Origin of the sequence: Streptomyces triticisoli (assembly GCF_003270085.1) — a bacterium.
In the GTDB taxonomy this organism is placed as follows: domain Bacteria; phylum Actinomycetota; class Actinomycetes; order Streptomycetales; family Streptomycetaceae; genus Streptomyces; species Streptomyces triticisoli.
This window is the reverse complement of sequence record NZ_QFDQ01000227.1, coordinates 1-11,573: the sequence shown is the minus strand read 5'-3', so window position 1 is coordinate 11,573 and position 11,573 is coordinate 1. Positions and strand designations below refer to the sequence as shown.

Annotated in this window: 11 protein-coding genes; 5 read left to right on the top strand and 6 right to left on the bottom strand. The window is 72.7% G+C overall.

Features of this window, described 5'->3' with window-relative positions; genetic code table 11:
- Together DEP02_RS34165 and DEP02_RS27865 are read right to left on the bottom strand one after the other, a co-directional pair.
- Window positions 1–89, bottom strand: an 89-nt coding sequence (locus tag DEP02_RS34165) for a sugar phosphate nucleotidyltransferase (protein WP_269809379.1), incomplete at its 3' end; no start/stop codon positions are given.
- Entirely contained in the window at window positions 86–1,939 is a 1,854-nt protein-coding gene (locus DEP02_RS27865) for a DUF5941 domain-containing protein (RefSeq protein WP_112470448.1), read from the bottom strand. The genes DEP02_RS27865 and DEP02_RS34165, both read right to left, overlap by 4 nt.
- Window positions 1,940–2,216: 277 nt before the next feature.
- On the opposite strand from DEP02_RS27865, the gene galE reads away from it, so the two are divergent.
- The 3 genes from galE to idi all read left to right on the top strand — a co-directional run bounded on the left by galE (window position 2,217) and on the right by idi (window position 5,046).
- On the top strand, window positions 2,217–3,188 hold the full coding sequence (gene galE, locus DEP02_RS27860; RefSeq protein WP_112470447.1) for a UDP-glucose 4-epimerase GalE: 972 nt from the start codon (window positions 2,217–2,219) through the stop codon (window positions 3,186–3,188).
- Between the two features lie 125 nt (window positions 3,189–3,313).
- Window positions 3,314–4,252, top strand: a complete 939-nt coding sequence (locus DEP02_RS27855; RefSeq protein WP_112470446.1) for a cation diffusion facilitator family transporter — start codon at window positions 3,314–3,316, stop codon at window positions 4,250–4,252.
- A gap of 203 nt (window positions 4,253–4,455) precedes the next feature.
- Window positions 4,456–5,046 carry an isopentenyl-diphosphate Delta-isomerase gene (idi, locus tag DEP02_RS27850; RefSeq protein WP_112470445.1) on the top strand — a complete coding sequence of 197 codons (591 nt, stop codon included), beginning with the start codon at window positions 4,456–4,458 and terminating at the stop codon, window positions 5,044–5,046.
- Window positions 5,047–5,231: 185 nt separating this feature from the next.
- Here the strand turns inward: idi and DEP02_RS27845 are convergent, their stop codons facing one another.
- Together DEP02_RS27845 and DEP02_RS27840 are read right to left on the bottom strand one after the other, a co-directional pair.
- Window positions 5,232–5,735: an ATP-binding protein gene (locus DEP02_RS27845; protein WP_112470449.1), complete on the bottom strand. Its 504-nt coding sequence runs from the start codon at window positions 5,733–5,735 to the stop codon at window positions 5,232–5,234.
- A 245-nt stretch (window positions 5,736–5,980) separates the two neighbouring features.
- A complete protein-coding gene (locus tag DEP02_RS27840) occupies window positions 5,981–6,568 on the bottom strand; it encodes an HdeD family acid-resistance protein (protein ID WP_112470444.1) in 588 nt (195 codons plus the stop codon).
- Between the two features lie 95 nt (window positions 6,569–6,663).
- On the opposite strand from DEP02_RS27840, the gene DEP02_RS27835 reads away from it, so the two are divergent.
- Entirely contained in the window at window positions 6,664–7,443 is a 780-nt protein-coding gene (locus tag DEP02_RS27835; protein ID WP_112470443.1) for an enoyl-CoA hydratase/isomerase family protein, read from the top strand.
- Here DEP02_RS27835 and DEP02_RS27830 read toward each other — a convergent pair.
- Window positions 7,430–8,065, bottom strand: a complete 636-nt coding sequence (locus DEP02_RS27830; protein WP_112470442.1) for a DJ-1/PfpI family protein — start codon at window positions 8,063–8,065, stop codon at window positions 7,430–7,432. The two genes, DEP02_RS27835 and DEP02_RS27830, sit on opposite strands and share 14 nt — an antisense overlap.
- Window positions 8,066–8,094: 29 nt before the next feature.
- Window positions 8,095–9,054 (bottom strand): GlxA family transcriptional regulator, encoded by a 960-nt coding sequence (locus tag DEP02_RS27825; RefSeq protein ID WP_112470441.1) that lies wholly within the window; start codon window positions 9,052–9,054, stop codon window positions 8,095–8,097.
- Between the two features lie 248 nt (window positions 9,055–9,302).
- Here DEP02_RS27825 and DEP02_RS27820 point away from each other — a divergent pair.
- Window positions 9,303–11,573 (top strand): Tex family protein (locus DEP02_RS27820; protein ID WP_112470440.1); only part of this gene is annotated, 2,271 nt, incomplete at its 3' end.

The window sequence follows — 11,573 nt, the reverse complement described above, 5'->3', positions numbered from 1 at the left end:
GGCCCCACCGGCACCAGCGCCTTGGGCAGGGTGTCGGTGTAGGGGCGCAGACGCCGTCCGGCGCCGGCCGCCAGCACGAGGCCGATCATGCGGGTTCTCCTTCGTCGTGTACGGCGGGTGCGCCCCTCAGGTGAGAGGCCACCCAGAAGCGGATGCTCTCGGCGAGCACCAGCAGGGCCACGGCCACGGCGAGCACCGTGAGCGCGACCGTGAACTGCGCGGCGGTGAGCAGCGCGGCCAGCACGGTGACGAGCAGCGTCCGCCCCTCCTGCCCCCCGATGGCGCGCACCAGCCAGGCCGGCGGCGCTCCGGCGTTGCCGCGGATGCGGTACACCGTGTCGTAGTGATGGTAGGCGACGGCCGCCACCAGGCCGAAAGCCGCGGGAAGCGCTCCGGGCACGTCCGCTCTGGCCGCCAGCACCAGGACGGTGCCGTACTCGGCGGCGCGGAAGAGCGGGGGGATCAGCCAGTCGAGGGGGCCCTTGAGGGGCTGGGAGAGGGCCAGGCCCGAGAAGACGGCGTAGAAGACGGCCGCCACGACGATGTACCAGTAGGTGCCCAGGTACAGGGCCCAGGACAGGAACGCCACGCCGAGCAGGGCACGCAGCAGCGGGAGGTCGATGTACCAGCGCCTGTTGGGATCCTGCAGCCTGGCGGTGAAGGCCGCGAGCGGTCCGTTGTCCGCGAGGTCGGCCAGTGCCCGCGCCGCCCGGTCCGTGCGCCGTGCCTTGCGGGTCACCGACCGCAGGACCCGGCCCGCCGTGGTGTACGTCGCCGCGAAGGCGCAGCCGATCAGCAGGACGTAGAAGGTGATCCGCGGGGTGGTGGCCGCGGTGAGGGCGGCGATCATGGCCCAGCGCTCGCCGATGGGCAGGACGATCATCCGGCGTACCCACACCGTCCAGCCGACGCTGTCCAGCCTGTCGGAGAGGGCGGCGGTGGGGCTGGTGCTGGCGGCGGCAGCCGTGTCTCCGGCGTTCGCCTCGTTGAAGGAGAAGTCGACCACGTGCCGGCAGGTCTGCAGGACCATGGCGCCCAGGGCCAGGGCCCACACGTCGTCGCCGCCGCGGGCGGCGCCGAGGGCGAGGCCGGCGTAGTAGGCGTACTCCTTGGCCCGGTCGAAGGTGGCGTCCAGCCAGGCGCCGAGGGTGGAGTACTGCAGCGAGTAGCGGGCGAGCTGGCCGTCGGTGCAGTCGAGGACGAACGAGGCGATGAGCAGCACGCCGGCGGCGACGAACCCGCCGCGGGTGCCGGTGGCGGCGCAGCCGGCCGCTATGAGCGCGGTGAGCAGGGACGCGGTGGTGACCTGGTTGGGGGTCAGGCCGCGGCGGGCGCACCAGCGGGCGATGTAGCGGGAGTACGGGCTGATGAAGAAGGTGGTGAAGAAGCCGTCGCGGGCTTTGACGGTCGACTTCAGGCGGACGGCCTCGTCGTCGACGGCGGCGACGGCCTGCCGTGCCTCGTTGCGGGTCTGGGGGTCGTCGGGTACGGCGGCGACGAGGCTGCCCAGCTCGGGGCGGTGCACGTCGGCGCCGTCGGCGTCCAGGGCGTCGGCGATCCGGTCGGCGAGGCCGTCGACCTCTCCCACGCCCGACTTCGCTCGCGCGGGGGGACCCCCGTCCGTGGCGGTGCCGTCGGCGGAGTTCTCGCGGGCGAGCGCGCGGGTCAGCGCCTGACGGCCGGCCGGGCGGGCGGTCACCGCGCCGGGGACGGCGGCGAGCGGGAAGCGGGGGTCGGTCAGGCCCAGGCGCAGCGCGTGCGGGTGGCCGACGAACCGGGCGTCGACGACGGCGACCCGCTGGTCGGCGGGCACCTGGGCGAGCAGGGTCTCGGCGTCGGAGCTGTCGGTGGCGACCCGCACGTCGAAGCCGAGGGACCGCAGATCGTTCTCGAGCGACGATCCGGGGACCGGCTGACCGGTGAGGATGGCGGTCGACAACCGAACTCACTCCCTGGGTGCCGACGCGTTCGCGCCGGTCATGTGCATGATGGGGCGCCGCTTGCCTGTGGCACCCGGGCGGCATCGGCAGAGGCTATCGGATGCCGGGGAGCCCGCGTTCACCGCCCGTTCACGGGCCGCTCGCATGGTCTGCCGCAGCCTTTGCCGCGATCATCATCGGTGATCCGGGGCCCGGGTCACAAACTCCGCACCAGACCGGAGCATTCCGCGCATACCCGCGCCGCGGGCCTGTTGTCCCGTCATAGGCTGGACGACCATGACATGGCTGATCACCGGCGGGGCCGGATACATCGGGGCGCATGTGGCGCGGGTCATGGCGGGGGCCGGGGAGCGGGTGGTCGCGCTCGACGACCTGTCGGCCGGCAACGCCGCGCGGCTGCCGGACGAGGTGCCGCTGGTCCGGGGCTCCTCGCTGGACGGGGAGCTGCTCAAGCGGGTGCTCGCCGAGCACGCGGTGACCGGGGTGCTGCACCTGGCCGCGCACAAGCAGGTCGCCGAGTCCGTCGCGCAGCCGGCCCGCTACTACCAGGAGAACGTGGGCGGCCTGGCGGCCCTGCTGGACGCGGTGGCCGAGGCCGGGATCGGGCGGTTCGTCTTCTCCTCCTCGGCGGCCGTCTACGGCAATCCCGATGTGGACCTCATCACGGAGGACACCCCGTGCGCCCCGGTGAACCCGTACGGCGAGACCAAGCTCGTCGGGGAGTGGCTGGTGCGGGCGGCGGGGCGGGCCCACGGGATCGCGACCGTCTGCCTGCGCTACTTCAACGTGGCCGGCGCGGCCGCCCCGGAGCTCGCCGACACCGGTGTGTTCAACATCGTGCCGATGGTCTTCGACCGTCTCACCCGCGGCGAGGCACCGCGCGTCTTCGGCGACGACTACCCGACGCCGGACGGCACCTGTATCCGCGACTACATCCACGTGGCCGACCTGGCGGAGGCCCATCTCGCCGCCGCCCGGCGGCTGGCCGGCCCGGAGGCCGGCGGCGACCTGACCGTGAACATCGGCCGCGGCGAGGGCGTGTCGGTACGTGAGCTGCTCACGGTCATCGGCGAGGTCACCGGGGACCGGCGGCCGCCCGTCGTCGAGGCGCGCCGCCCCGGGGACGCACCGCGCGCCGTCGGCTCGGCTGAGCGGGCCGCGGCGGAGCTGGGCTGGCGCGCCCGGCGCGGAGTACCCGAGATGGTCTCCTCGGCGTGGCGGGGCTGGCTGCGGCACCACGGCGCCTGAGCCCTGTTTTGTTTCTGTGCAGGTCAGGGCACATGACAACGGTGTTCAGTGCCGCTTTGCCCCATACCCCCCACCCGTAGTTGACTGTGATCCCGGGCGGAACGACGGAGAGGGCGGTCAGTCACATGGGTGCCGGACACCACCACGGGCACGCGCACGGCGCCGGAGCCACCGGCACGGCGGCGGCCGCGCACCGCGGCGCCTTGCGCATCGCGCTGTCGATCACGCTCACCGTGATGGTGGTGGAGATCGTCGGCGGTCTGCTCGCGGACTCCCTCGCGCTGGTCGCGGACGCCGCCCACATGGCCACCGACGCTCTCGGCCTCGGCATGGCGCTGCTGGCCATCCACTTCGCCAACCGTCCGCCGAGCCCCCACCGCACCTTCGGCTACGCCCGCGCGGAGATACTCGCCGCGCTCGCCAACTGTCTGCTGCTGCTCGGCGTCGGCGGCTATGTGCTCTACGAGGCGGTGCAGCGGTTCTTCGCCCCGGCCGAGACCCAGGGCGGGCTGATGATCGTGTTCGGCGCGATCGGCCTGGTCGCGAACTTGATCTCCCTGATGCTGCTGATGCGCGGCCAGAAGGAGAGCCTGAACGTGCGCGGCGCCTTCCTGGAGGTGGCCGCGGACGCGCTCGGCTCGCTGGCGGTCATGATCTCGGCGGCGGTGATCCTGCTCACCGGCTGGCAGGCCGCCGACCCGATCGCCTCCCTCGTCATCGGCCTGCTGATCGTGCCGCGCACCTTGAAGCTGCTGCGCGAGACCCTCGACGTGCTGCTGGAGGCGGCGCCGAGGAACGTCGACATGGAGGAGGTACGGGCGCACATCCTGGCCCTGGACGGCGTGGAGGACGTGCACGACCTGCACGTCTGGACGATCACCTCGGGTCTGCCGGTGCTGTCCGCGCACGTGGTCGTCAGCTCCGACGCGCTCAACGCCATCGGGCACGAGAAGCTGCTGCACGAGCTGCAGGGCTGCCTCGGCGACCACTTCGACGTGGAGCACTGCACCTTCCAGCTGGAGCCGACCGGACACGCCCAGCACGAGGCCCGGCTGTGCCACTGACGGCCTCCGCGGTCCGGGCACCCCGCGGGTTCGGCCCCGAACTCGCGGGGTGCCCGAACGGTTCCGGGTGGGTACGGGCGGGCACGATGACCTGCTGGACCCCACTCGTGGCGCCGCGCGGGACATGCGGGGTGCCGGGAAGCGCCGGGAGTGCCGGTTTCGTACGGCAGACTTGAGCTCGAGGACCGAGGCGAAGGATGGGTATGCCGATCACACCTGCCACCGCGAAGCACAGCTCGTCGAGCGGCACCGCGGACGCGATCATGCTGGAACTGGTCGACGAGGACGGCGCGACGATCGGCACCGCGGAGAAGCTCGCCGCCCACCAGCCACCGGGGCAGCTGCACCGCGCCTTCTCGGTGTTCCTCTTCGACGACCGCGGCCGGCTGCTGCTGCAGCAGCGGGCGCCGGGCAAGTACCACTCCCCCGGCGTGTGGTCCAACAGCTGCTGCGGCCACCCGTACCCCGGTGAGGCGCCCATGGCGGCGGCGGCCCGGCGGACGTACGAGGAGCTGGGGATCTCCCCGTCGCTGCTCGCCGAGGCGGGCACGGTGCGCTACACCCACCCGGACCCGCGGTCGGGGCTGGTGGAGCAGGAGTACAACCACCTCTTCGTCGGCCTGGTGCAGTCGCCGCTGCGGCCCGACCAGGAGGAGATCGGGGCCACGGCGTTCGTGACGCCCGCGGAGCTGGCGGAGCGGCAGGCGGAGGGCACCTTCTCCGTCTGGTTCCCGACCGTGCTGGACGCGGCCCGGCCCGCGATCAGGGAGCTGACGGGGCCGGCCGGCTGGTGAGCCCCGGCCGACGGGGGCCGGCGGGCCGGTGGTGGCCGACGCGGACTGAGCGGCCTTGGTGAGGTCCGGGGCCGTATTGGTGTGAGGCTCCTCCCCAAGCTCTTGACGAGCAGGGGGATCCCCACCGTGGGCACGACCGGCCCCCACCGGCCCGCGGGTTCATCACCGTGCTTCCGGCGGAGCGATCAGCGCGCGGGTTTGAGCGGCAGGGCGGCCCAGATCACCTTGCCGCCGCTCGCCGTGTGCTCGACGTCGCAGACCCCGCCGGCCTCCCGGGCGATCTCGGTGACCAGGAGCAGCCCGCGGCCGCCGGTCTGCGCGTGGTCGGCCTCCAGGGCGGTCGGGCGGTAGGGGTGGTTGTCCTCCACGGACACCCGCACCCACTCGGCGCCGACGGCGACCTCCACGGCGAGCATCGGCGACAGCAGCGCCGCGTGCCGTACGGCGTTCGTGACCAGCTCGGACACGATCAGCAGCAGCCCGTGGACCAGGTCGTCCGAGGCCGGAACGCCCTGGCGCGACAGCAGGTCCCGGACCGCGTGCCGGGCCTGCGGGACCGAGGCGTCGACGGCGGGCGCGGTGAACCGCCAGACCCCCTCGTACGGCAGTGGGTCCAGCGGCCCGTCGTCCAGAGGTGCCCCCGCGCCGCCTTCTGGGCGCGGGCCGTACCCGCGCCCGTGGTTGTCCATCGTCCGGTCGCCACCCTCGCGCTCGATTGTCACCACACGTCGAGTGTTGGTAACGCACCGCTCCTCGCCCAAGGACTGAACACAAGTCAGCGTGTTTCGAGCGGTTTCCGACCGTTGGCGTATGACTCGGTCACGTGTGGGACCGCTCTTGCCCCGTCCGCACCGACTTCGCGAACTCTTCGGGTTGTACGGTCCGTGGGCCGGTGCGTCGCCCGTACGTCGCCCGTACGCCGCCCGTACGTCGTCTAGGCCGCCTGGTCGGAGACCATGCCGACGACACGGCGGCCGCCGAAGCCGGTGGCGATCAGGCCGAGTCCGTCGAAGAGGAGGACGAGGGAGATGAACGCGCCGATGACGTACTGGCTGTTGCTCGGCCAGTTGGCCAGCACCAGGACGCCCAGCAGCAGGTAGAAGACGCCCAGCAGGAGCGTCCAGCCGAACTGGGGGCCGCGCACGACGGCGCTGCCGACCACCCGGAACAGGCCGCCGGTGAGGAACAGCAGGGCGGCGAACATGGTGAGCGCGGCGGCGGCCTCGTACGGGCGGCTGATGATCACGACTCCGGCGGCGATGTTCAGGGCGGCGACGATGACACTGAGCCAGAAGAAGCTGGAACCGCGGGCCTGGATCGCGTGCAGCAGTCCGACGAGCCCGCCGACCAGCAGCAGCCAGCCGAACAGGAGCATGGAGGTCAGGGTGACGGCGGCCGTGTAGACGAGTCCGATGAGTCCGGCGACCACCAGGAGCACCCCGAGTCCGGCGAGCCAGCTGAAACCGCGGCGCATCTTCGCCGTTTCGCTGCGGGGCTTGCGGGGCTTGGTGAACCTGGCCATCGGCGCCTCCTCACTGCCGCACCACACCCCCCGCTCCCCTGGTCCCCCTCCCCTCCCTGATCAAACGCTCACCGGGTACGGATAGCATCCGGCGCATGGAGCCGCAGCTGCTGCACGACGTCACCGACGAGGTCGCCACCGTCGTCGTCCACCATCCGGCCAAGCGCAACGCGATGACGGCCGCGATGTGGCGGTCGCTGCCGCCGCTGCTGGAGAAGCTGGCGGCGGATCCGGGCGTACGCGCCCTGGTACTGACGGGCGCGGACGGAACGTTCTGCGCGGGTGCCGACATCTCCACCCTGCGCGGTTCCCCCGAGGAGGCGCAGCGCCTGGCGGTGCTGGCCGAGGAGGCCCTCGCCGCGTTCCCCAAGCCGACGCTGGCGGCGGTGCGCGGGCACTGCGTGGGCGGCGGCGCCCAGCTCGCGGCGGCCTGCGACCTGCGGTTCGCGGAGGCGGGCGCGCTGTTCGGCGTGACCCCGGCCAAGCTGGGCATCGTCTATCCCGCCCCCTCCACCCGCCGTCTGGTCTCCCTGGTGGGCCCGGCCACCGCCAAGTACCTGCTGTTCTCCGGCGAGTTGATCGACACCGAGCGCGCGCTGCGCACGGGCCTGGTCGACGAGGTCCTGCCCGAGGGCCGGCTCACCCGGCGCGTCACGGAGTTCACCCGCGTCCTCGTCTCCCGCTCCCGGCTGACCCAGGCCGCGGCCAAGGAGTTCGCCGACGGCCGCACGGACCGTGACGCCCACTGGACGGAGCAGGCACGTGCCAGCGGCGACACGGCGGAGGGGGTCACGGCGTTCCTGGAACGCCGGGCGCCGCGATTCTCCTGGAGCGTCGGCGGACCGGACCTCGCACCGGGCCCTACGTCAGGATGAAGCGGCTCTTGACGCGGAACTCCTCGACGAGGTGCGCGGGGGCCTTGTCCGGGGATCCGGCGTCGTAGGGCGGCTGCGGGTCGTACTCGGTCAGCAGCTGGACGGCCTGGGCGTGTTCGTCGCCCGCGATCCTGCCGAGCAGGGTCAGGCCCATGTCGATGCCGGAGGAGACACCGGCGGCCGTGACGTACTTGCCGTCGAAGACCACCCGTTCCCCCGTGGGCTCGGCGCCGAAGCTCTTGAGCTGCTCCAGCGCCAGCCAGTGCGAGGTCGCGCGGCGGCCGTCCAGGCATCCGGCGGCGGCCAGCAGCAGCGAGCCGGTGCACACGGAGGTCGTCCAGGTACTGGTGGCGTCGGCGGCGCGCAGCCAGTCCAGCAGGGCCCGGTTCTCCATCTGCGCCGCCTGGCCGGGACCGCCCGGGACGACCACGAGGTCGGGGCCCGGGACCTCGGCGAGGGTCTTGTCGGCCGTGAGCGCGAGGTGCCCGGTGTCGGTGCGGACGGGACCGGTGTGTTCGGCGACGAAGACGGTCTCGGCGCCGGGGAGGCGGCTCAGGACCTCGTACGGGCCCACGGCGTCCAGGGCGGTGAAGCGGTCGAAGAGCACGACGGCGATCTGCACGGGATTTCCTTCGGTAGGTGTCGGGTGTGTCAGGTGACGGGTACGGGGCGGAACCGGCGCCGGTACTCGGCCGGGCCGGCGCCCAACGCCTTGACGAACGCGCGCCGCATGGCCTCGGGCGTGCCGTAGCCGCTGGCGCGGGAGATCTCCTCGACGCCGTCGGCGGTGTCCTCCAGCAGCCGGCGAGCGTGTTCGAGGCGTACCCGGTCGACGTAGCGGCCGGGGGTGGTGCCCGTCTCGGCCCGGAAGGCGCGGGCGAAGTGGCGCGGCGAGAGCCGGGCGCGTGCGGCCAGCGCCTCGACCGACAGGTCGGCGGCCGGATGCTCGGTGATCCACTGCTGTACGTCCCGCAGCGGCTCGCGCGTCGCGGTCTGGGCGGCGAGCTGGGCGCTGAACTGGGCCTGGTTCCCGGGACGGCGCAGGAAGACCACCAGGTGGCGGGCGACGGTGAGCGCGGTGTCGCGGCCCAGGTCCTCCTCGACGAGTGCGAGGGCGAGGTCGATGCCGGAGGTCACACCGGCCGAGGTGGCCACGTGGCCGTCGCGCACGTAGATCGGGTCGGCGTCGACCCTGACGGCGGGGTGGTCTCGGGCGAGCTTGTCGCAGTACGCCCAGTGGGTCGTGGCCCGCCGGCCGTCCAGCAGACCCGCCTCGGCCAGCAGGATCGCCCCGGTGCACACCGAGACCAGCCGGGCCGCCCGCGGCCCGTGCCCACGCACCCACTCGACCAGCCGCGCGTCCGGCCGCCGGGTGCCCTCGCCGCCGGGGACCAGCAGCGTGTGCGGCGCGGGCGCCCCGGCGAGCGAGCCGTCCGGTACGAGCCCCAGCCCGCTGGAGGCACGTACGGGCCCGCCGTCCAGCGAGGCGGTACGCACTCGGTACGTCCCCGGTACGGCCCTCTCCGCACCGGCGAACACCTCCAGGGGCCCGGTGACGTCAAGGCTCTGCACGCCGTCGAAGAGGACGACGAGAACGGTTCGCTGCGCCATGCGTCCGATTCTTGACGCCCGGTACAGCGACCGCAACGACGAATTCCCCACCTTTCCTGCCATGCGCTCACCGTCCGCCACGGCAGTCGCCGCGTACGCCACAGGACCCCGGCCACCCGGGCCCGACGGGCGTCGCCCCGGCAAGGGGCGCGGATTTGGTGCGACGCGGTGGTGCCCTGGGCGCCGATTGTCGGTGGGGCCTGTCAGAATTGCGGCGCACCAGTGGAGTGAGAAGGCGGTACGGGATCGTGACGACACCCCTCACAGGGTCCATCGAAGGCAGGATCGCCGAGGAGCTCGGCGTACGGGAGCGGCAGGTCAGGGCCGCCGTGGAGCTGCTGGACGGCGGCTCGACGGTGCCCTTCATCGCCCGTTACCGCAAGGAAGCGACCGAGATGCTCGACGACGCGCAGCTGCGCTCGATCGAGGAACGGCTGCGCTATCTGCGGGAGCTGGAGGAGCGGCGCACCGCGATCCTGGAGTCGGTGCGCGAGCAGGGCAAGCTGACCGAGGAGCTGGAGGCGCGCATCCGCGGCGCCGAGACCAAGGCGCGGCTGGAGGACGTCTACCTGCCGTACAAGCCGAAGCGGCGGACCAAGGCGCAGATCGCCCGGGAGGCGGGCCTGGAGCCGCTGGCCGAGGGGCTGCTCGGGGATCCGGGCGTGGAGCCGGCGGCCGCGGCGGCGGCGTTCGTGGACCCGGAGAAGGGGGTGGCCGATCCCCAGGCCGCGCTCGACGGGGCCCGCGCCATCCTCACCGAGCGGTTCTCCGAGGACGCCGATCTGATCGGTGAGCTGCGCGAGCGCATGTGGGTGCGCGGGCGGCTGGCCGCGAAGGTGCGCGAGGGCAAGGAGGAGGCGGGGGCCAAGTTCGCCGACTACTTCGACTTCGCCGAGCCGTTCACCGAACTGCCCTCGCACCGGATCCTGGCCATGCTGCGCGGCGAGAAGGAGGAGGTCCTCGACCTCGTCCTGGAGCCGGAGGAGCCGACGGACGGCCCGTCGTCGTACGAGGGGATCGTCGCCCACCGCTTCGGCATCGCCGACCACGGCCGGCCCGCCGACAAGTGGCTGCGGGACACGGTCCGCTGGGCCTGGCGCACCCGCATCCTCGTCCACCTCGGCATCGACCTGCGGCTTCGGCTGCGTACCGCCGCCGAGGACGAGGCCGTGGACGTGTTCGCGGCCAACCTGCGCGACCTGCTGCTGGCCGCCCCGGCCGGTACGCGCGCGACGCTCGGGCTCGACCCCGGGTTCCGTACGGGCGTGAAGGTGGCCGTGGTCGACGCGACCGGCAAGGTCGTCGCCACGGACGTCGTCCACCCGCACGTTCCGGCCAACCGCTGGGACGAGGCGATCGCCAGGCTGGCCCGCCTCGCCAAGGAGCACGCGGTCGAGCTGGTCGCGATCGGCAACGGCACGGCCTCCCGCGAGACCGACAAGCTCGCCGGTGAACTCATCGCCAAACACCCGGAGTTGAAGCTCACCAAGGTGATGGTCTCGGAGGCGGGCGCGTCGGTCTACTCGGCGTCCCCCTACGCCTCCCGGGAACTGCCCGACATGGACGTGTCGTTGCGCGGCGCGGTCTCCATCGCCCGCCGGCTGCAGGACCCGCTGGCCGAACTGGTCAAGATCGACCCCAAGTCGATCGGCGTCGGCCAGTACCAGCACGACCTGTCCGAGGTGAAGCTGTCCCGCTCGCTGGACGCGGTGGTCGAGGACTGTGTGAACGGCGTCGGCGTGGACGTCAACACCGCGTCCGTGCCGCTGCTCGCGCGCGTCTCCGGCGTCACCTCGTCGCTCGCCGAGAACATCGTGGCGCACCGGGACACCAACGGGCCGTTCACCTCACGTGCCCAGCTGAAGAAGGTCCCGCGGCTCGGCCCGAAGGCGTACGAGCAGTGCGCGGGCTTCCTGCGCATCCGCGGCGGCGACGACCCGCTGGACGCCTCCAGCGTGCACCCGGAGTCGTACCCCGTCGTCCGCCGGATGGTGAAGACCACGGGTCAGGAAGTGGCCTCCCTCGTCGGCAACACGGGCGTACTGCGCTCGCTGAAGCCCGCCGACTTCGTGGACGACACCTTCGGTCTGCCGACGGTCACCGACATCCTCAAGGAGTTGGAGAAGCCGGGGCGCGACCCGCGGCCCGCCTTCAGGACGGCCACCTTCAAGGAGGGCGTCGAGAAGATCTCCGACCTGTCGTCCGGGATGGTCCTGGAAGGTGTCGTGACGAACGTGGCCGCCTTCGGCGCGTTCGTGGACGTCGGCGTCCACCAGGACGGTCTGGTGCACGTCTCGGCGATGTCCAGGACGTTCGTCAAGGACCCTCGGGACGTCGTCAAGCCCGGTGACATCGTCAAGGTGAAGGTGCTGGACGTCGACATCCCGCGCAAGCGGATCTCGCTGACCCTGCGCCTGGACGACGAGGCGGCACCGCAGGACCGGCAGGGCGGCGGTGAGCGGAGCCGGCGCGGCGGGCGCCCGCCGCAGCAGCGCCAGGGCCGCGGTGGCGGCGGTGGC